The sequence below is a fragment of the Kitasatospora sp. NPDC091257 genome, assembly GCF_044757675.1.
Classification (GTDB): domain Bacteria; phylum Actinomycetota; class Actinomycetes; order Streptomycetales; family Streptomycetaceae; genus Kitasatospora; species Kitasatospora lactacystinica.
The window spans coordinates 1-18,675 of the sequence record NZ_JBIVVI010000023.1; the positions used below are offsets into that span (position 1 = coordinate 1).

Consider the following 18,675-nt stretch of genomic DNA (forward strand, 5'->3'; position numbering starts at 1 on the left):
CCGCCGCCGGGCCGTACGCGGGCGTGAAGATCGCCGGTGTCGCGCCGGCCAACCCGGAGCGGGGGCTGCCCCGGATCACCGGCAGCTACCTGCTGCTGGACGGGCCCACCCTGCAGCCGCTCGCCCTGCTGGACGGCGCCGCGCTCACCGCGCTGCGCACGCCCGCCGTCACCGCGGCCGCGCTGCGGCGGCTGGCGGTGCCGGAGGCCGAGCACCTGGTGCTGTTCGGCTCCGGGCCGCAGGCGTACGGGCACCTGGACGCCCTGCTCGCCGTCCGGCCGCTGCGCCGGCTCACCGTGGTGGCGCGCAACGCCGACCGGGCGCAGGCGCTGGCGGCGTACGGGCGGAAGCTCGGGCTGACGGCCGAGGTCGACGGTCCGCGGGCGGTCCGCGAGGCGGACCTGGTGGTCTGCTGCACCACCGCGCGCACGCCGCTGTTCGACGGCGCGCTGGTGCCCGCGCACGCGGCGGTGGCCGCGGTGGGCTCGCACGAGCCGGACGCGCGGGAGGTCGACGAACTGCTGGTCCAGCGGGCCGAGCTGTACGTGGAGGCGCGCACGGTCGCGGGCCGGGAGGCCGGGGACCTGCTGATGGCGGGCGTGACCGGGCGGCAGCTGTGGAACCTCTCCGAGCTGGTGCGCGGCGACGCGCTGGTGCCGGACGGGCGGCCGCGGTTCTTCAAGAGCGTCGGGATGGCCTGGCAGGACCTGGCCGTCGCGGCGGAGGTGTACCGGGCCGCGTCCAAGGGGCGTGTCTGACAATTCCCGCCGGGTGCGCCTCGAATTGTCAGATATGCCCCAGCGGTTCAGTCGCCGAGGAACATGAGCCAACTGCCCGGGGTGGCGGCGCAGTTGGCGAGCAGGTTGCGCAGGTCGCGGACGGCCGCCCGCTGCTCCCCGGTGGTGCAGCGGGCGAGCAGCGCGGTGGCCTCCTCGAAGGCGGCGCCGGCGTCCTGCTCGTTGAACAGCGTGTCGCCGTACGGGTCGATCCGGCCGAGCCGGTGGTCGGACGGACGGGCGTGCGCGGCCAGGGCGTCGGCGAGACCGGCGCCGTGGTCGGTGGACAGGTGCAGCAGGTTCGGGCTGGTGCGGCGGCCGTTGTTCGGGCGGCCGTCGTACAGCGCGGCTTCGATCGACAAGTGCGTTACTCCTGGCCGTGGTTGGGAGTTGTGAACCGGAGTCGGCGCAGCGGGAAGGGATCCCCCGCTGCGCCGGCTCCTCACGTTTTCCGGCCGCCTCCCGGGCTTCTCGGGCCCGTCTCTCGGCTCGCCTTTCGGGCCGGCGGTCCGGTGTCGCGGGTCAGGCCCGGTCGTCGGCGTAGGCGGTGAGCAGGCGGGCCAGGTGCTTGCCGGTGACCAGCAGCGGCTGCTCGCTGCGGGCGACCTGGGCGGCGAGCTCGGCGCCCTCCAGGGTGCTGATCACGGTGCCGGCCAGCTCGCGGGCGTCCTGCTCGCCGATGCCGGCGGCGAGCAGCCGTTCCGCCACGACGGCCCGCCAGTTGGCGAAGGCCTCGGTCACCGCCTCCTCGATCACCGGCACGCGGCCGACCGTCTCCAGGGCCGTGCTGGTGATCGGGCAGCCGTCCTGCCAGTCGGACTCGCGCAGTTCCGTGGCGAGCATCCGGGTGCAGGAGGTCATCGCCTCGCCCAGGTCCGGCGAGGAGCCGAGCCCGGCGCGCAGGAGGACGGCGAACTCCTCGTCCCCGTGCCGGATCGCCTCGGCGGCCAACTCCTGCTTGCCGCCCGGGAAGAAGTGGTAGACGGAGCCGAGGGTGGCCTCGGCCTCGCGGGAGATCTGCTTGATCCCGGTGCCCTCGTACCCCTGGCGCTGCAGCAGTCGGGAGGTGGCCCGGACGATCCGCTCGCGGGTGCCGGGCTTCGCTTCGGCCTTCGCGCTCGTCCTCGCGCTCGTCCTCGCGCTCGTTTTCGCGTCGGCTCTCTCGGGCGTGTTCACGCCGCGATCCTAGCCGAGATTCTGGGTAGAGCGTTCGTTCCAGTCCTGTGCTAGCGTCGGCCCGGCGCTCTGGATAGAGCGTTCGTTCCAGAGGAGGGGAAACGCATGTCCGTGGAGCAGCAGGCGCGGCGATCCGTGACGGTGATCGGGCTCGGCCCGATGGGGCAGGCCATGGCCGGGGCGTTCCTGGACGCCGGGTACGCCGTCACGGTGTGGAACCGCACCACCGGGCGGGCCGACGCGCTCGTCGCCCGGGGTGCGCGGGCCGCATCCGACGCCGAGGCGGCGGTGGCGGCGAACGACCTGGTGGTGCTCAGCCTCACCGACTACGACGCGGTGTTCGAGGTGCTGGAGTCGGTCGAGCCGGCGCTGCGGGGGAGGACGGTCGTGAACCTCGGCTCGGACACTCCCGGGCGGGCCCGCGAGGCCGCCCGCTGGCTGGCCGAACGCGGCGCCGGCCACCTGACCGGCGGGGTGCAGGTGCCGCCGTCGGGCATCGGCAGCCCCGAGTCGTCCACCTTCTACAGCGGCCCGGTCGAGCTGTTCCAGCGGCACCGGGCCGCCCTGGAGGTGCTCACCGGGGCCGACTACCGGGGCGACGACCCCGGGCTGGCGCAGCTGTACTACCAGATCCAGATGGACCTGTTCTGGTCCTCGATGGTCGGCTACCTGCACGCCACGGCGATCGCCGAGGCCAACGGCATCTCGGCCGAGGAGTTTCGGCCGTACGCCCTGCCCACCGCCTCGCTGGTGCCGCGGATGATCGAGTTCTACGCGCCGCGGATCACCGCCGGGGACCACCGCGGGGACGTCGACCGGCTGACGATGGCACTCGCGAGCATCGAGCACGTCCGGGACACCGCGGAGGCCTCCGGGGTGGACGGCGCCCTGCCGGCCGTCCTCGCGGAGGCGGTCCGGCGGGGCGTGGCGGCCGGCGACGGCGCGGCCAGTCTGAGCACCCTGGTGGGCCGGTTCCGTCGGGCGTAGCCCTCCGTGCGGACCTGAAGATCGTGTGCCGTCGGCCGTTGTCACGGCCGACGGCCGCTGCCACCATGGCATTCGGCGTCACGGAGGGCCGGCCCGGCGGGCCGGTGACGGGTGTTCGAATCACCGGCAGTCGCGTACGCAACGTAACGTGACATTGTACGCTGGTGTTCTGCACCCACCCGGAGGAACACCATGGCCGACCTCAAATCCCGCACCCTGATCTCCGTACAGGAGCGGCTTCGCGACCAGGTCGCCCACGCACTCCGGGCGGCCCTGATCTCCGGCGAACTGCGCCCCGGCGTGGTCTACTCCGCACCCGCGCTCGCCGCCGACTTCGGGGTCTCCGCGACCCCGGTCCGCGAGGCCATGCTCGACCTCGCCCGCGAGGGCCTCGTCGAGGCCGTCCGCAACAAGGGCTTCCGCGTCACCGAGCTGACCGACCGCGACCTCGACGACTTCACCGAGATCCGCGCCCTGATCGAGGTCCCGACCGTCGGCCGGGTGGCGCGCACCGCCACCAAGGAGCAGCTGGAACGGCTGCGCCCGCAGGCCGAGGCGATCGTCGCGGCGGCCCGCAAGCACGACCTGATCGGCTACCTGGAGGCCGACCGCCAGTTCCACCTGGACGTGCTGGGGCTGGCCGGCAACTCCCGCCTGGTCGAGGTCGTCGGCGACCTGCGCAAGCGCTCGCGGCTGTACGGCCTCAACCGGCTCGACGAGCGCGGCGAGCTGGTCTCCTCGGCCGAGGAGCACCTGGAGCTGCTGGACCTGATGCTCGCCGGGGACTCCGCCGGCGCCGAGGCCTGCATGACCCGCCACCTCAGCCACGTCCGCTCGCTGTGGGCCGGCGGCGAGAAGCCCGCCGAGCCGGAGGCCTCGGCCCTGCGACTCGGGGCCCGCCGGAGCTGAACCACTCGTCCGGGTGAGGATCGAGGATCGGGCGCCGGGAGGCGTCCGAGTTCTACGATGATGCTCTCGACATCGGCAGCCAGGAGGAATTTCGCGATCCCCGACCTGTCGATCCTCGACGCGTACAGCGACGATCACCTGATCGAGTACAACTGCTACGACCCGGCGGTCTTCCGGCTCGTGCTGGAGGTGACCTCCTCCGATTTCGGTGACGACCTGAAGAAGAAGCCTGCCGCCTACGCATCGGCGGGGGTGCCGGTCTACGTGATCGTGGGCCGGATGAACCAGCGCGTGATGGTGCTGACCGAACCCGACGACGGCGAGTACCGGGTGCACGCCGTCCACCGCCCCGGCCAGTCCTTCACCCTGCCGGAGTCGATCGGAGCGTCGGTGACGCTCTCGGTGGACGACGTGCTGACGGCCAACAAGTAGGTCAGAGCGCCGCCGCGGGCAGGGTCAGCCGGCCGTCGTGGACCTCGGCGACCTGGTCGACGGCCGTCAGGTGGGTGCGGTCGTGGGTGACCAGGACGGTGGCGGTGGCCCGGCGGTGGGTGAGGTCGGTGATCAGGTCCAGGACGGCGGCGCCGCGCTCGTGGTCGAGGGCGCTGGTCGGTTCGTCCACCAGCAGGACGGTGGGGTCGTTCATCAGCGCGCGGGCGATGTTGACCCGCTGGCGCTGGCCGCCGGAGAGCTGGTGCGGGCGGCGGGCGGCCTGGTCGCGCAGGCCGACGGCGTCCAGGAGTTCCAGGGCCCGGGGCAGGGCGGTGCGCGGGGCGCGGCCGTCCAGGTGGGCCATCACCTGCAGCTGCTCCACCGCGGTGAGCGAGGGCAGCAGATTGGGCTGCTGGAAGACGATCCCGATCCTGGTGCGGCGCAGCGCGGTGAGTTCCGCCCGGTCGAGGCCCGTGGTGTCGGTGCCGTCGATGACGACCTGCCCGGTGTCCGGGGTGATCAGGGTGGCGGCGACCGCCAGCAGGCTGGACTTGCCGGAGCCGGAGGGGCCGACGACGGCGGTGAGCGAGCCCTTGGGGACGGTCAGCGAGACCTCGTCCAGGGCCGTGAGCCGGCCGTCGCCGTCCGGGTAGGTCAGGGTGATGCGGTCGAGGGTCAAGCTCATCGGGCGCTCCCCAGGGCGGTCAGCGGGTCGACGGAGGTGATCCGGCGGATGGACAGGGCCGCGCCGATCGCGCCGAGGGCGATCATGACGGCGGCGGGCAGCAGGACGGTCGGGGCGTCCAGGACGAAGGGGACGGCGGAGCCGATCAGCGCGCCGAAGCCGGCCGCGACCGCGGTGCCCAGCAGGGTGCCGAGCACCAGCAGCAGGACGGCCTGGCCGAGGGCGTCGCGCAGCAGGTAGCGGGTGGAGGCGCCGAGGGCCTTGAGGACGGCGATGTCGCCGCTGCGCTGGATCGTCCAGACCGTGAAGAACGCGCCGATCACCAGGGCGGAGATGGCGAACAGGAAGCCGCGCATCAGCTGGAGGGAGCCGTTCTCCGAGGTGTAGGAGCCGATCGCGGTGAGGGCGTCGTCGCGGGTGCGGGTCTCGGTGCCGTGGCGGGCGTCGGCGGCGGCCAGGTCGGCGCCCTTCGCCGTGGTGAGGGCGATGACGGTGGCGTGGCCGGTGCCGCCGGGGGCGGCCTGCTGCCAGTCGCCGAGGGAGGTCCAGATCACCGGGGTGTGGCTGTACGCGGCGTCGCCCTGGACGGCGGCGACCCGCAGCGGGTGGCCGCCGAGGGTGAACTCGGCGCCGGGGGCGAGGCCGCCCAGGTTCTCGGCGGCGGTCCTGGACAGCACGGCCTGGCCGGGGGCGATCCGGGTGCCCTGCGGGGCGAGCCCGGAGTCCTCCGGGACGCCGAAGGCGGAGAGCGCGGCGGTGCGCTGCCCGGCGGCGGCCTTGGTGGTGGTGATGCCGAGCGGCTGGGCGGAGGTGACGCCGGGCTCGCGGGCCCAGCCCTGCCACTGGTCGGGGGTGACCTGGGAATCGGTGAAGGAGAGCGTCTGCCCGTCGGCCGGCTTGCCGAAGACCAGGTGGTCGGCGGGCAGGCCGGTGATCGCGGAGATGTTCTGCCGACCGAGCCCGGCGGTCAGCCCGGACAGCAGGCCGACCAGTACGGTGATCAGCACGATGACGGTCCCCATCAAGGCGAACCGCCCCTTGGCGAACCTCAGGTCCCTCCAGGCGACGAACACGGTGAACCTTCCTCTGCACAGGTGTTTTCGACTCTTCCACCGTCCCGGACGGAGGGGCCCCGGGGCATCGCGCCGGGGATTGCATCCTGGGCATCAAAGGGAAGAGACCGAGTTCAACCTTTTGATTGATGCCGGACGCCAGCGCGGAACTTAGGCTGGACGGATGGCGACCGAACGATCCAGAACCACCCCCGTCGCCCGCGTCCTCCAGGTCTGCCTGCACCTGCTCGTTGCGGGCCTGCTCGCGCTCGCCGTCGCCCGGGCCGTCTTCGTCGACCGGGGCGGCGACCCCGCCGCCGTCGCCGCCGCGGCCACCGCGATGGCCGCCGTCTACACCGTCGGCCCGCAGCTGGCCGCCGTGCGCCGCTCGCGCCGGGCGGCCGCGCTCTGGCTGGTGCTGCTCGGCGCCACCTGGGCGGGCGTGCTGATCGCCACCCAGGACGGGGTCTGGCTGGCGTTCCCGCTGTACTTCCTGGAACTGCACCTGCTGGGGCGGCGCGGTGGGCTCGTCGCCGTCGGGCTGACCGCCGCCGCGTCGATCGCCGCCTGGTCCTGGCACCAGCACAGCTTCAGCTTCGCCGCCTCGATCGGGCCCGCGCTCGGCGCGGCCGTCGCCACCGCCACCGTGCTCGGCTACCAGGCGCTGTACCGGGAGAGCGAGGAGCGCCGCCGGCTGATCGACGAACTGACCGCCGCCCGCGCCGACGCCGCCGCCGCGCACCACGCGGCCGGGGTGCTGGCCGAGCGGGAGCGGCTCGCCCGGGAGATCCACGACACCCTCGCGCAGAGCCTCAGCTCCATCCAGCTGCTGCTGCGGGCGGCCCAGCGGGCCCTGCCGGAGCGCACCGAGGCCGCCGCCGGGTACGTCGAACAGGCGCGGCAGGCCGCCCAGGACAACCTGGACGAGGCCCGCAGGTTCGTCCGGGCGCTCACCCCGCCCGCGCTGGACGGCGACCCGCTGCCGGTCGCGCTGGAGCGGCTGTGCGCGACGACGACGGCGCACGGCACGCTGCCCGTCCACCTGCACGTCTTCGGCGACCCGGTCCGGCTGCCGGCCGCGCAGGAGGTCGCGCTGCTGCGGATCGCGCAGTCGGCGCTCGGCAACACCGTCCGGCACGCGGGCGCCTCGCGGGCCGACGTGACGCTCAGCTACATGGAGGGCGAAGTGGCACTGGACGTGTACGACGACGGCGCCGGGTTCGACCCGGCGGTGGTGGCGGCCGGCCGCCCCGACGGGGACGGCGGGTTCGGGCTGCCCTCGATGCGGGCCCGGGCGCGGGCGCTCGGCGGCCGCTTCACGGTGGAGTCGGCGCCCGGGCAGGGCACCACGGTGGCGGTGCAGCTGCCGGTCACCCCGGAGGCCGGCCCGTGATCAGGCTGCTCATCGCGGACGACCACCCGGTGGTGCGGGCCGGGCTGCGGGCGGTGCTGGAGTGCGAGCCGGACTTCGCCATCGTGGCGGAGGCGGCCACCGCCGAGCGGGCCGTCGAGCTGGCGGCGGAGCCGGGCGTGGACGTGGTGCTGATGGACCTCCAGTTCGGGCCGGGCTCGGCGATGAACGGGGCGCAGGCCACCGCGGCGATCACCGCCCGGGCGGGCGCGCCGCGGGTCCTGGTCGTCACCACGTACGACACCGACGCGGACACCCTGCCGGCCCTGGAGGCGGGCGCCACCGGCTACCTGCTGAAGGACGCCCCGCCGGAGGAGCTCGCCCAGGCCGTACGGGCCGCCGCGGCCGGGCGCAGCGCGCTGGCGCCCAGCGTCGCGGACCGGCTGCTGGAGCGGATGCGGACGCCGGCGGCGGCGCTCAGCGCCCGGGAGACCGAGGTGCTGGGGCTGGTCGCGGACGGGCTGACCAACCAGCAGGTCAGCCAGCGGCTGCACCTGAGCCAGGCCACGGTGAAGTCCCATCTGGTGCACATCTACACCAAGTTGGGGGTGGACTCGCGCACGGCGGCGGTGCGCGAGGCGCGGCGGCGGGGGCTGATCCGCCGAGCGTAGGGTGGGGGTGTTCCGTACCCGCAGCAGTGTGAGGAGCGCCCGATGACCGTCCGGCTCGACGAGCTCGCCGTCCCCGTGATCGCCGCCCCGATGGCGGGCGGGCCCTCGACGCCCGCACTGGTCGCGGCGGTGAACCGGGCCGGCGGGCTGGGCTTCCTGGCCGCCGGGATGAGGACCGCCGCCGGGATGTCCGAGCAGATCGCCGCGGTGCGGGCGTCGACCGACCGGCCGTACGGGGTGAACCTCTTCGTGCCGGGCACGCCCGGGGACCGGGCGGCCGTCGCCGCCTACCGGGAGCGGCTGCGGCCCGAGGCCGAGCGGTGGGGCGTGACGCTGCCGGAGGAGGACGGGCCGGACCGGGACGACTGGGAGGCCAAGCTGGCCGCGCTGCTCGCGGACCCGGTGCCGGTGGTCTCGTACACCTTCGGGCTGCCGACGGCCGAGGAGGCGGCGGCGCTGCGGGCGGCCGGGACGACCCAGATCGGCACCGTCACCACGCCGGAGGAGGCGCGGGCGGCGCAGGCGGTCGGGATGGACGCGCTGTGCGTGCAGGGCCCGGAGGCGGGCGGCCACCGCGGCACCCACCGGGTGACGGACGAGCCGGGGGAGCTGCCGCTGCTCCACCTGCTGCCCGCCGTGCGGGAGGTGACGGCGCTGCCGCTGATCGCCGCGGGCGGGCTCGGCGACGGCCCGGCCGTCGCGGCGGCCCTGCGGGCGGGAGCGGTGGCGGTGCAGCTGGGCACGGCCCTGCTGCGGTCGGACGAGTCCGGGGCCGCGGCCGCCCACCGGGCCGCGCTCGTCGAGCTGCCGGAGACGGTCGTCACCCGCGCCTTCACCGGCCGCCCGGCCCGCGGCCTGCGCAACGCCTTCATCGACCGCCACGGCCCGTACGCCCCGGCCGCCTACCCCGAGGTCAACCGCCTCACCACCCCCCTGCGCGCCGCCGCCGCCCGCCGCGGCGACACGGCCGCCATGCACCTCTGGGCCGGCACCGCCCACCACCTGGCCCGCACGGGCCCGGCGGAGGCGATCGTCATCGACCTGTGGCGGTCGGCGCGGGGGTAGCGCGGGATCGGCGGGGAGGTCGAAGTCACCGTCCGGCAGGGGGAGCGGACGATCAAGGTGGCTTGATCGTCCGCTGCCTCCTCAGGACAACAGGTCCGCCATCCAGGATTCGACGTCGGTGGCGGTGCGGGGGAGGGCGCCGGACATCAGGTGGGCGCCGTCGGCGGTGATGACCAGGTCGTCCTCGATGCGGATGCCGAGGCCGCGGAGTTCGGCGGGGAGGGTCTCGTCGTCGGGCTGGAGGTAGAGGCCGGGCTCGACGGTGAGGACCATGCCCTCCTCCAGGGTGCCGTCGAGGTAGCGGTCGGCGCGGGACTTGGCGCAGTCGTGGTAGTCGAGGCCGAGCATGTGGCCGCTGCCGCAGAGGGTGTAGCGGCGGTAGAGGCCGTTGTCCTCGGCGAGGGCCTCCTCGGCGGAGACGGGCAGGACGCCCCAGTCGGCGAGGCCTTCGGCGATGACCCGCATGGCGGCGCGGTGGAAGTCGCGGAACCGGGCCCCCGGGCGCAGTGTGGCGATGCCGGCGCTCTGGGCGGCGAGGACGAGGTCGTAGGCCTGGCGCTGGACCGGGGTGAAGGTGCCGCTGAGCGGGAGGGTGCGGGTGATGTCGGCGGCGTAGAGGGTGTCGGTCTCGACGCCGGCGTCCAGGAGGAGCAGGGAGTTCGGGTCGAGGGCGCCGTCGTTGCGGATCCAGTGCAGCACGCAGGCGTGGGCGCCGGAGGCGGCGATGGTGGTGTAGGAGGTGCCGTTGCCCTCGGCGCGGGCGCGCAGGTCGAAGACGCCCTCGATCCAGCGCTCGCCGCGGTGGTGGCGCAGTGCGGTGGGCAGGGCGCGGACGACGTCCTCGAAGCCGGTGGTGGTGTGGTCGACGGCCAGTTGCAGCTGTCCGATCTCCCATTCGTCCTTGACCAGGCGCAATTCGGAGAGGACGGCGGCCAGTTCGCTGTCCCGGTGGTCGCCGTTCGGGCGCCCGGTGGCCTCGTCGACCAGCGGGTCGGTGCCGGCCAGTACCCGGGTGGGCGGCTGGGGGCCGGTGAGCAGTTTGCCGAGGTCGTCGAGGTGTTCGGTGCGCACCCCGGTGAGCTGTGCCGCCTCGGCGAGGTCGGGCCGGGCGCCGACCCAGAACTCGCCGTAGCGGCGGTCGCGGTAGAACTCGCCGCCGTCGCGGGGGGAGCGCGGGCGCAGGTAGAGCACCGGCTCGTGGCCCTCGGGGCCGGCCGGTTCGAGGACGAGGACGTGGTCGGCCTGGTCCTCCCCGGTGAGGCCGGTGAGCCAGACGTACGCGCTGTGCGGGCGGAAGCGGTAGTCGAGGTCGTTGCAGCGGACCTTGAGCCGGCCGGCCGGGACGATCAGCCGCTCGCCGGGGAAGGCGGCGGAGAGCCGGGCGCGGCGGCCGGGGAAGCGGTCGTGGCCGGGGACGCGCAGGTCGGCGGGAATGGGGGTGGCGGCCCACCGGGTGCCCATGAACGAGGCGAGGGCGGGGGAGACCGGGAGGTCGTGGCTCCCGGTGTTGAGGCCGGTCGGGGGAAGGGTCACCGGTGAACTCCTTGGTGGGGCTGGGGAGATGCCTGGCACGGACACAGCTCGGTAACGGGAGCCGTCACCTCTTGTGCAGTGCAATTTCACATTACTATGTTACGGGTCACACAGCGCAGCGGCCAGATCCGGCGGATCGGGCCCCCCACAGCGGAGTTGCACATGACCAGGCGCACCCACGCCGCCCTCGCGGCGGCCCTCGCGGCGACCCTCACCCTCGGCCTCGGGGCCTGCTCCAACGACAAGAGTGACAGCGGCAGCGACGCCGCCCCCTCCGACAGCAAGGGCCCGGGCGCCGCGTCCGGCTCGATCATCGGCGGCACCCCCGTCAAGGGCGGGACCCTCACCGTCCTGACCAACCAGGACTTCGCGCACCTCGACCCGGCCCGCAACTGGGTGGTGCCGCACATGGACTTCGGCACCCGGCTGCTCTACCGGACCCTGACCACCTTCAAGTCCGAGCCCGGTGCCACCGGCAGCGAGATCGTCCCGGACCTCGCCACCGACCTGGGCAAGTCCTCCGAGGGCGGCAAGGTGTGGACCTTCACCCTCAAGGACGGCCTCAAGTACGAGGACGGCACGCCGATCAAGTCCGCCGACATCAAGTACAACGTCGAGCGGTCCTACTCCCCGGACCTCACCGGCGGCCCCGACTACGCGATCCAGTACCTGGCCGGCGGCGAGAACTACAAGGGCCCGCTGAACGGCGAGCACCTGGCGAGCATCGAGACCCCGGACGACAGGACGATCGTCTTCCACCTGAAGCGCCCGGTCGCCGAGTTCTCCTCCACCGTCTCGCTGCCGACCTTCTCCCCGGTGCCGCAGTCCCAGGAGAAGGGCACCCAGTACGACGCCCGGCCGTTCTCCTCCGGCCCGTACAAGATCGAGACCTACGACCGCGGCAAGCAGCTGGTGCTGGTCCGCAACACCAACTGGGACCCGGCCACCGACACCGTCCGCAAGGCCTACCCGGACAAGGTCGTGGTCACCGAGGGCATCAAGGGCGGCCAGGCCGACGACCGGATCATCGCCAGCGACGGCGCCGACGCCAACGCGATCAACATGCCCTGGATGGCGCACGAGACCGTCGCCAAGGTGCTGCCCAAGCCGGACGTCAAGGCCCGGATGGCCGCCGAGGTCACCGGCTGCACCGACATGTTGTACCTGAACACCGCCAAGGCCCCCTTCGACGACCCGAAGGTGCGCGAGGCGATGATGTGGGCGGTCGACCGCGAGGCGCAGGTCACGGCCTTCGGCGGCCCGGCGATGGCCGACGTGGCGACCTCCTACCTGCCGCCCTCGCTGACCGCCGGCGTCAAGTCCGACCCGCTGAAGATCCCGGCGGCCGGCGACCAGGAGAAGGCCAAGAAGCTGCTCCAGGAGGCCGGCAAGAGCGACCTCAAGGTCTCGCTCACCGTCTCGCTCGGTGACAAGAGCCGGGCCGAGGCGATCCAGCAGTCGCTGGCCAAGGCCGGCGTCCAGGTCACCATCAACACCACCGACCCGTCCGCCTACCAGGACACCGTCGGCGACACCAAGAACGCCCCTGACCTGACCATCAGCGGCTGGTGTCCGGACTACCCCTCCGGTGCGACCTTCCTGCCGTTCCAGTTCGACGGCCGCACCATCAAGGAGAAGGGCAACCAGGGCAACCTGAGCCAGTTCAAGGACCAGGCCACGATGGACCGGATGGACCAGATCGCGGCCATGACGGACGTCAACGAGGCCAACAAGGCCTGGCAGCAGCTGGACCAGGACCTGGCGACGAAGGCCCCGGCCGTCCCGCTGATCTGGCAGCGCCGCCCCCTGCTGGTCGGCACCAACGTGGCCGGCGCGTTCGGCAACTCGGGCTTCGCCGGGATGCTCGACCTGGGTGCCATCGGCCTCAAGGACCCCGCCAAGGGCAAGTGAGGGGCCGGCAGCGATGAGTACCACCACTGAGCCCTCCGCCGTGGCCGACGCCGCGGCGGGGGGCGCCAAGAAGAGTGCCGGGCGCGGGCCCTGGCGGCTGGTCTGGGACCAGCTGTGGGCCAAGGGCCCGGCCCGGTTCGGGCTGATCACCGTCGGCGTGCTGGTCCTGGTCACCGCGCTGGCCGGGCCGCTCAGCGCGCTCGGCGGCTGGACCCCCGAGGAGTTCGACAAGCGCGCCATCGACCCGTACCTGGGCGGCGTGCCCAGGGGCGACTTCGGCGGCATCAGCGCCCGGCACTGGCTGGGCGTCGAGCCGGGCAGCGGCCGCGACCTGTTCGCCCGGGTGCTGCACGGCGGGCAGGTCTCCCTGCTGATCGCCTTCACCGCGACCGCCGTCGTCGTGATCACCGGCACCCTGGCCGGCATCGCGGCGGGCTACTTCGGCGGCCGCGTCGACACCCTGCTGTCCCGGCTGATGGACCTCACGATGTCCTTCCCCTCGCTGATCTTCATGATCGCGATGATGTCGGTGGCCAAGGACGTCAACCGGATCCTGCTGATCACCCTGGTGATCGGGCTGTTCACCTGGCCCGGCATCGCCCGGGTGGTGCGCGGCCAGACCCTCTCGCTCAAGCACCGCGAGTACGTCGAGGCCGCCAAGGTCGGCGGGGCGCGCTCCTGGCGGATCCTCACCCGCGAGATCCTGCCGAACGTCTCCGGCCCGATCATCGCCTACACCACCCTGCTCATCCCCGGCATGATCGCCACCGAGGCCGCGCTCAGCTACCTCGGCGTGGGCGTCCGCCCGCCGACCGCGTCCTGGGGCCAGATGATCGCCGAGAGCATCGTGCACTACGAGACCGACCCGACCTACTTCCTGATCCCGACCGCCTTCCTGTTCGTCGCCGTGCTCGCCTTCACCCTGCTCGGGGACGCGCTGCGGGACATCCTCGACCCCCGGGGAGGCCGGTCGTGATCCTCTACCTCGGCCGCCGCCTGCTCGGTGTGGCGGGCATCCTGCTCGCCATCTGCGCCATCACCTTCACCATCTTCTACCTGCTGCCCAACGACCCGGCCGCGGCCGCCTGCGGCAAGACCTGCAGCCCCGAGCGGCTCGCCGACGTCAAGGCGGCGATGGGCCTGGACAAGCCGGTCTGGGAGCAGTTCCTGGCCTACCTCGGCGGCATCTTCGCCGGCCGCGACTACGGCTCCGGCCCCAGCGCGGTGCACTGCGGCTTCCCCTGCCTCGGCTACTCCTACGAGTACGGGCTGCCGGTCTGGGACCTGCTCACCGACCGGCTGCCGGTCTCCGTCTCGCTGGCCCTCGGCGCGGCCGTGCTCTGGCTGCTCCTCGGCCTCGGCGCGGGCGTCACCTCGGCGCTGCGCAAGGGCCGACCGGTCGACAAGACGCTGATGGTGCTGTCCGTCGGCGCCGCCTCGCTGCCGGTCTACTTCACCTCGATCATGCTGATCTGGGGCGTCGTCAGGACGGTCGGGCTGCTGCCCTACCCCTCGTACCACAAGTTCACCGAGAACCCCTTCGAGTGGGGCTCCAACCTGCTGCTGCCGTGGATCGCGCTGGCCCTGCTGTACGCGGCCATGTACGCCCGGCAGAGCCGCAACTCGATGATCGAGGCGATGGCCGAGCCGTACATCCGCACCGCCCGGGCCAAGGGCCTGCCGCCGCGGACGGTCACCGTCAAGCACGGGCTGCGCGCCGGGATGACGCCGATCCTGACCATCTTCGGCATGGACCTCGGCGGCCTGCTGGCCGGCGCGGTCATCACCGAGTCGATCTTCGGCCTGCCCGGCGTCGGCCGGCTGTTCTACGACGGCCTGGCCCGTTCCGACCAGCCCGTCATCCTCGGGGTCACCCTGCTCGCGGCCTTCTTCATCGTCGCGGCGAACCTGCTGGTCGACCTGCTCTACGCGTTCGTCGACCCGAGAGTGAGGTACTGATGACCAGGCTGTTGGAGGTCGAGGACCTCAAGGTCGCCTTCGACACCCCGCGCGGCACCGTCCGCGCGGTGGACGGGATCTCCTTCGCCGTCGAGGCCGGGCGCACCCTCGGCCTGGTCGGCGAGTCGGGCAGCGGAAAGTCCGTCACCTCGCTCGCCGTCATGGGCCTGCACCGCGGCGCCGCCGTCACCGGCTCGATCCGGCTGAACGGGCAGGAGCTGAACGGGCTCGGGGAGCGGGAGCTGGGCACCGTCCGGGGCCGCCGGATCGCGATGATCTTCCAGGACCCGCTGTCCAGCCTGCACCCCTTCTACACCGTCGGGGAGCAGATCGCCGAGCACTACCGGGTGCACTTCAAGGCCAACCGCAAGGCCGGGCGGGCCAAGGCGGTGGAGATGCTGGCCGAGGTCGGCATCCCGGAGCCGGCCCGCCGGGTCGACGAGTACCCGCACCAGTTCTCCGGCGGCATGCGCCAGCGCGTCATGATCGCCATGGCGCTCGCCTGCGAGCCCGAGCTGCTGATCGCCGACGAGCCCACCACGGCCCTCGACGTCACCGTCCAGGCGCAGATCCTCGACCTGATCGCCCGGATCCAGCAGGAGCGCGGCCTCGGCGTCGTGATGATCACCCACGACCTCGGCGTGGTCGCCCGGGTCGCCCACGAGGTGCTGGTCATGTACGGCGGCCGGGCCGCCGAACAGGCCCCGGTGGACCGGCTGTTCGCGCAGCCCGCGCACCCGTACACGCGCGGCCTGCTGGACTCGCTGCCGCGCCTGGACGACGCCGACGACGCCCCGCTGCGGGCCATCCCCGGCAGCCCGCCGTCGCTGATCGCCCCCGCCCCCGGCTGCTCCTTCGCCCCGCGCTGCGCCCGCACCACCGCGGCGTCCGCCGAGGAGCACACCCGCTGCCTGGCCGAGCGCCCCGTGCTCGACCGGCTCGCCCCCGGCCACCAGGCCGCCTGCCACCTGCCGCTGGTGCCGGAAGGGGTGCTGTGATGACCACACCGTCGACCAAGGGCGCGACCGCGCCGCTGCTGTCCGTCCGGGACCTGGTGAAGACCTTCCCCGGCCGGCGCGGCCGCACCGGCCGGCCCGGGGCGCCGATCCGGGCGGTGGACGGGGTGAGCTTCGACGTCGGCGCGGGCGAGACGCTCGGCCTGGTCGGCGAGTCCGGCTGCGGCAAGTCCACCACCGGGCGGATGATCGTCCGGCTGCTCGACCCGACCTCGGGCACCGTCACCTTCGACGGCACCGAGATCGGCGGGCTCTCCCAGGCCCGGCTGCGCCCGCACCGGCGCGACCTCCAGATGGTCTTCCAGGACCCGTACTCCTCGCTCAACCCCCGCCAGACGGTGGCCCGGATCATCTCCGAGCCGCTGCTGGTCCAGGGCGGGAGCGCGGCGGACGCGCGCAAGCGGGCCGGCGAGCTGATGGAGCTGGTCGGGCTGATCCCCGAGCACCTGGACCGCTACCCGCACGAGTTCTCCGGCGGCCAGGCCCAGCGCATCGGCATCGCCCGCTCGCTGGCCACCTCGCCGCGGCTGGTGATCGCCGACGAGCCGGTCTCCGCGCTGGACGTCTCCATCCAGGCCCAGGTGGTCAATCTGATGGAGCGGCTCCAGAAGGAGCTGGGGCTGGCGTACGTGTTCATCGCGCACGACCTCTCGGTGGTCAAGCGGGTCTGCGACCGGGTCGCGGTGATGTACCTGGGCCGGATCGTGGAGATCGGCGACAAGGCCGAGGTGTACGGCGCTCCCGCGCACCCGTACACCAGGGCGCTGCTGTCCGCCGTCCCGCTGCCCGACCCGGAGGCGGAGCGCAACCGGGAGCGGATCGTGCTGCTCGGCGACCCGCCGAGCCCGGCCGACCCGCCGCCCGGCTGCACCTTCCACCCGCGCTGCCCCAAGGCCCAGGACATCTGCCGGACCGAGCGGCCGCTGCTGAGGATCGCCGGGCCCGGCGAGCGGCAGGCCGCCTGCCACTTCCCGGAGGCCTGAGGCCGCACAAGCCCCCGGTCGGACGCGGCGGGGAACCCTGCGAGGGCCGCGTCCGGCCGGGTTCCACCCTTTCCCCGCCCACTTTCCCGCGCCCGCTCCTGCTGCCCGCTCACTCCTCGGCGGGCAGCAGGCCCTCCTCCGGCAGCAGTCGCCGCGGGCCGGGCCCCTCGGCGGCCAGCTCGTCCCCCGGGTTGAGCACCCGGCAGCGGCGCAGCGACACGCAGCCGCAGCCGATGCAGCCGGTCAGTTCGTCCTCCAGCCGCTCCAGCTCGGCCCGGCGGGCGCGCAGCTGCTCGGCCCAGCGCCGGGAGATCCGCTCCCAGTCGTGCTTGCCGGGCATCCGGTCCTCGGGCAGGCCGGTGAACACCTCGGCGACCTCGGAGAGCGGGATGCCGAGCCGCTTGGCGACCAGGATGAGCGAGATCCGGCGCAGCACGTGCCGCCGGTAGCGCCGCTGGTTGCCCGTCGTGCGCTCGGAGGAGATCAGCCCCTGGTCCTCGTAGAAGCGCACCGCCGAGGTCGCGATCCCGGCCCGCCGGGCCACCTCGCCGACGCTCAGCAGATCGACCGGCGCGGTGGTCATGGCGGCTCCTTGACTTCAAGTTCTCTTGAAGTCCTAGCGTACCGGACGTGACCGAATCAGCTGCCGTCGACAACGACACCACCACCGCCGAGCTGGATAGTTACCCGTCGGAGTCGCCGTCCGCGGGAGCCCCCGGCGGGTGGCGCGAACTCTTCTCCCGCCGCTACGCCGCCTCCGCCTCGATCCTGGCCGGCGGCGTCGCGCTGTACGCGATGAACCTCTACTTCACCGCCGCCCTGATGCCCTCGATCGTCGCCGACATCGGCGGCGAGCGGTACTACGCGTGGGTGGCCACCGGCTTCCTGATGGCCGCCGTCATCGCCTCGATGCTGGTCAGCCGACTGCTGGACCGCCTCGGCGCCGCCCGGGCCTACGTGCTGGGCTTCGTGGTCTTCGGCGCCGGCGCGGTGGTCAACGCGCTCAGCCCGTCGATGGCGGCGCTGATCCTCGGCCGGGTGGTGCAGGGCCTCGGCGGCGGGCTGGTGGCCGGGCTCGGCTACGCCGTGATCCGCAGCGCCCTGCCGGAGCGGCTGTGGACCCGCGCGGCCGGGCTGGTCTCCGCGATGTGGGGCGTCGGAACCCTGGTCGGACCGTCGCTGGGCGGGCTCTTCGCCCAGCTCGGCGCCTGGCGCGGGGCGTACGTCCTGCTGCTGGCCGCCGCGCTGGTGCTGGCGGTCCTGGCCCGCCGGGTGCTGCCCGGGCGCCCCGGCGCGGGGCACGGCAGCGGCCCGGTGCCGCTGCCCTCGCTGCTGCTGCTCACCCTGGCGGCCGCCGCCTTCAGCATCAGCTCGACGGTGCCGAGCGGCTGGCCGACGGCCCTGTGCCTGCTCGCCGGACTGGCGCTGCTGGTGGGCTTCGTGGCGGCCGAGCGTCGCGGGGCGGCCACGGTGCTGCCGCAGCAGACCTACCGGGCCGGCAACCCGCTGAAGTGGCTCTACCTGACCGTCGCGGTGCTCTGCGCGGGCGTGGTGACGGAGAACTTCATCCCGCTGTTCGGCCAGCAGCTGGGCGGCCTCTCCCCGCTGGTGGCCGGGTTCCTCGGGGCCACGACCTCGGCCGGCTGGACCACCGCCCAGCTGTTCAGCGTCGGGATCGGGACGGCCCGCGGCCGGGCCCTGGCGATCCGCGTCGCACCGCTGGTGCTGGTCGGCGGGCTGCTGGTCTACGGGCTGACGCAGACCGGGCACGCCTCCGGGCCGCGGGTGCTGCTGTGGGCGGTGGCGCTGTTCGGCGCCGGCACCGGGATAGGCCTGGCCTTCCCGCACCTGAGCGTGGCCGCGATGCGCAGCAGCGGCGACCCGGCGGAGGGCGGCAAGGCGGCCGCGGCGATCAACACCACCCAGCTGATCGCCTTCTCGGTGACCTCGGCGCTGGCCGGCACCCTGGTCAACCTGGGCGGGGACACCCCGGTCGACTCGGCCCGGTACATGACCCTGGGGATCGCTGCGATCACCGCCCTCGGGGTGGCCACCGCCGCGCGCACCGCCCGCAGCCTCGGGCGCTGAGCCGCGGCGGGTACGAGCAGGCCCCGTGGCAGGCCTCGTGGCGGGCACGAGCGGGCCCCGCCGCGGCGGGTACGAGCAGGC

The 18,675-nt window shown here is 73.6% G+C and carries 19 protein-coding genes; 13 read left to right on the forward strand and 6 right to left on the reverse strand.

Annotated elements, in window-relative coordinates:
- Positions 1–758: ornithine cyclodeaminase family protein (locus ACIQOV_RS02105; RefSeq protein ID WP_401043855.1), on the forward strand; the 758-nt coding region annotated here is incomplete at its 5' end.
- Positions 759–805: 47 nt separating this feature from the next.
- On the opposite strand, the gene ACIQOV_RS02110 is transcribed toward ACIQOV_RS02105, so the two are convergent.
- Entirely contained in the window at positions 806–1,138 is a 333-nt protein-coding gene (locus ACIQOV_RS02110) for a hypothetical protein (RefSeq protein WP_359901125.1), read from the reverse strand.
- A 160-nt stretch (positions 1,139–1,298) separates the two neighbouring features.
- Positions 1,299–1,856 carry a TetR/AcrR family transcriptional regulator gene (locus tag ACIQOV_RS02115; protein ID WP_359901262.1) on the reverse strand — a complete coding sequence of 186 codons (558 nt, stop codon included), beginning with the start codon at positions 1,854–1,856 and terminating at the stop codon, positions 1,299–1,301.
- 201 nt (positions 1,857–2,057) lie between these two features.
- Here ACIQOV_RS02115 and ACIQOV_RS02120 point away from each other — a divergent pair, with 201 nt between their 5' ends.
- The 3 genes from ACIQOV_RS02120 (at position 2,058) to ACIQOV_RS02130 (ending at position 4,280) form a co-directional block, all read left to right on the forward strand.
- Positions 2,058–2,939 (forward strand): NAD(P)-dependent oxidoreductase, encoded by an 882-nt coding sequence (locus tag ACIQOV_RS02120; RefSeq protein ID WP_401043858.1) that lies wholly within the window; start codon positions 2,058–2,060, stop codon positions 2,937–2,939.
- 192 nt (positions 2,940–3,131) lie between these two features.
- Positions 3,132–3,848, forward strand: a complete 717-nt coding sequence (locus tag ACIQOV_RS02125; RefSeq protein ID WP_380352892.1) for a GntR family transcriptional regulator — start codon at positions 3,132–3,134, stop codon at positions 3,846–3,848.
- A 57-nt stretch (positions 3,849–3,905) separates the two neighbouring features.
- Entirely contained in the window at positions 3,906–4,280 is a 375-nt protein-coding gene (locus ACIQOV_RS02130; RefSeq protein WP_401043862.1) for a Uma2 family endonuclease, read from the forward strand.
- A 1-nt stretch (position 4,281) separates the two neighbouring features.
- On the opposite strand, the gene ACIQOV_RS02135 is transcribed toward ACIQOV_RS02130, so the two are convergent.
- Entirely contained in the window at positions 4,282–4,965 is a 684-nt protein-coding gene (locus ACIQOV_RS02135; RefSeq protein ID WP_401043865.1) for an ABC transporter ATP-binding protein, read from the reverse strand.
- Complete coding sequence (locus ACIQOV_RS02140; protein WP_401043868.1) at positions 4,962–6,038, reverse strand: ABC transporter permease; 1,077 nt, start codon at positions 6,036–6,038, stop codon at positions 4,962–4,964. Before ACIQOV_RS02140 ends, ACIQOV_RS02135 begins: the two co-directional genes overlap by 4 nt.
- 163 nt (positions 6,039–6,201) lie before the next feature.
- Here ACIQOV_RS02140 and ACIQOV_RS02145 point away from each other — a divergent pair, with 163 nt between their 5' ends.
- The 3 genes from ACIQOV_RS02145 to ACIQOV_RS02155 are packed head-to-tail and all read left to right on the forward strand — an operon-like array spanning position 6,202 to position 9,104.
- A complete protein-coding gene (locus ACIQOV_RS02145; RefSeq protein WP_401043870.1) occupies positions 6,202–7,410 on the forward strand; it encodes a sensor histidine kinase in 1,209 nt (402 codons plus the stop codon).
- Complete coding sequence (locus ACIQOV_RS02150; protein ID WP_359901106.1) at positions 7,407–8,039, forward strand: response regulator transcription factor; 633 nt, start codon at positions 7,407–7,409, stop codon at positions 8,037–8,039. The genes ACIQOV_RS02145 and ACIQOV_RS02150 overlap by 4 nt, the downstream gene beginning before the upstream one ends.
- A gap of 42 nt (positions 8,040–8,081) precedes the next feature.
- On the forward strand, positions 8,082–9,104 hold the full coding sequence (locus ACIQOV_RS02155) for a nitronate monooxygenase (protein ID WP_401043874.1): 1,023 nt from the start codon (positions 8,082–8,084) through the stop codon (positions 9,102–9,104).
- An 81-nt stretch (positions 9,105–9,185) separates the two neighbouring features.
- Here ACIQOV_RS02155 and ACIQOV_RS02160 read toward each other — a convergent pair whose 3' ends face one another.
- Entirely contained in the window at positions 9,186–10,637 is a 1,452-nt protein-coding gene (locus tag ACIQOV_RS02160) for an aminopeptidase P family protein (protein ID WP_401043877.1), read from the reverse strand.
- A 162-nt stretch (positions 10,638–10,799) separates the two neighbouring features.
- Between ACIQOV_RS02160 and ACIQOV_RS02165 the strand changes: the two genes are divergently transcribed.
- Genes ACIQOV_RS02165 through ACIQOV_RS02185 form a run of 5 tightly spaced genes read left to right on the forward strand, consistent with a single transcriptional unit; the run spans position 10,800 to position 16,506 of the window.
- Complete coding sequence (locus ACIQOV_RS02165; protein ID WP_401043880.1) at positions 10,800–12,548, forward strand: ABC transporter substrate-binding protein; 1,749 nt, start codon at positions 10,800–10,802, stop codon at positions 12,546–12,548.
- Between the two features lie 13 nt (positions 12,549–12,561).
- Positions 12,562–13,524, forward strand: a complete 963-nt coding sequence (locus ACIQOV_RS02170) for an ABC transporter permease (RefSeq protein WP_401043883.1) — start codon at positions 12,562–12,564, stop codon at positions 13,522–13,524.
- A complete protein-coding gene (locus ACIQOV_RS02175; RefSeq protein ID WP_401043885.1) occupies positions 13,521–14,507 on the forward strand; it encodes an ABC transporter permease in 987 nt (328 codons plus the stop codon). Before ACIQOV_RS02170 ends, ACIQOV_RS02175 begins: the two co-directional genes overlap by 4 nt.
- The gene (locus ACIQOV_RS02180) at positions 14,507–15,505 is read left to right on the forward strand and encodes an ABC transporter ATP-binding protein (protein ID WP_380544636.1); all 999 of its coding nucleotides are present in this window, start codon (positions 14,507–14,509) and stop codon (positions 15,503–15,505) included. The genes ACIQOV_RS02175 and ACIQOV_RS02180 overlap by 1 nt, the downstream gene beginning before the upstream one ends.
- Complete coding sequence (locus ACIQOV_RS02185) at positions 15,505–16,506, forward strand: oligopeptide/dipeptide ABC transporter ATP-binding protein (RefSeq protein WP_359901083.1); 1,002 nt, start codon at positions 15,505–15,507, stop codon at positions 16,504–16,506. The genes ACIQOV_RS02180 and ACIQOV_RS02185 overlap by 1 nt, the downstream gene beginning before the upstream one ends.
- 109 nt (positions 16,507–16,615) lie before the next feature.
- Here the strand turns inward: ACIQOV_RS02185 and soxR are convergent, their stop codons facing one another.
- Positions 16,616–17,089 carry a redox-sensitive transcriptional activator SoxR gene (gene soxR / locus ACIQOV_RS02190; protein WP_387693053.1) on the reverse strand — a complete coding sequence of 158 codons (474 nt, stop codon included), beginning with the start codon at positions 17,087–17,089 and terminating at the stop codon, positions 16,616–16,618.
- A gap of 47 nt (positions 17,090–17,136) precedes the next feature.
- Here soxR and ACIQOV_RS02195 point away from each other — a divergent pair, with 47 nt between their 5' ends.
- Positions 17,137–18,594, forward strand: a complete 1,458-nt coding sequence (locus ACIQOV_RS02195; RefSeq protein ID WP_401043891.1) for an MFS transporter — start codon at positions 17,137–17,139, stop codon at positions 18,592–18,594.
- The last annotated feature ends 81 nt before the right edge of the window (positions 18,595–18,675 follow it).

Bases quoted from the DNA above. Each gene is read 5' to 3' on its own strand.
- ACIQOV_RS02180 (WP_380544636.1), top strand. From the start codon at position 14,507: ATGACCAGGCTGTTGGAGGTCGAGGACCTCAAGGTCGCCTTCGACACC.
- ACIQOV_RS02125 (WP_380352892.1), top strand. From the start codon at position 3,132: ATGGCCGACCTCAAATCCCGCACCCTGATCTCCGTACAGGAGCGGCTT.
- ACIQOV_RS02165 (WP_401043880.1), top strand. From the start codon at position 10,800: ATGACCAGGCGCACCCACGCCGCCCTCGCGGCGGCCCTCGCGGCGACC.
- ACIQOV_RS02145 (WP_401043870.1), top strand. From the start codon at position 6,202: ATGGCGACCGAACGATCCAGAACCACCCCCGTCGCCCGCGTCCTCCAG.
- ACIQOV_RS02130 (WP_401043862.1), top strand. From the start codon at position 3,906: ATGATGCTCTCGACATCGGCAGCCAGGAGGAATTTCGCGATCCCCGAC.
- ACIQOV_RS02185 (WP_359901083.1), top strand. From the start codon at position 15,505: ATGACCACACCGTCGACCAAGGGCGCGACCGCGCCGCTGCTGTCCGTC.
- ACIQOV_RS02155 (WP_401043874.1), top strand. From the start codon at position 8,082: ATGACCGTCCGGCTCGACGAGCTCGCCGTCCCCGTGATCGCCGCCCCG.
- ACIQOV_RS02120 (WP_401043858.1), top strand. From the start codon at position 2,058: ATGTCCGTGGAGCAGCAGGCGCGGCGATCCGTGACGGTGATCGGGCTC.
- soxR (WP_387693053.1), bottom strand. From the start codon at position 17,089: ATGACCACCGCGCCGGTCGATCTGCTGAGCGTCGGCGAGGTGGCCCGG.
- ACIQOV_RS02135 (WP_401043865.1), bottom strand. From the start codon at position 4,965: ATGAGCTTGACCCTCGACCGCATCACCCTGACCTACCCGGACGGCGAC.
- ACIQOV_RS02170 (WP_401043883.1), top strand. From the start codon at position 12,562: ATGAGTACCACCACTGAGCCCTCCGCCGTGGCCGACGCCGCGGCGGGG.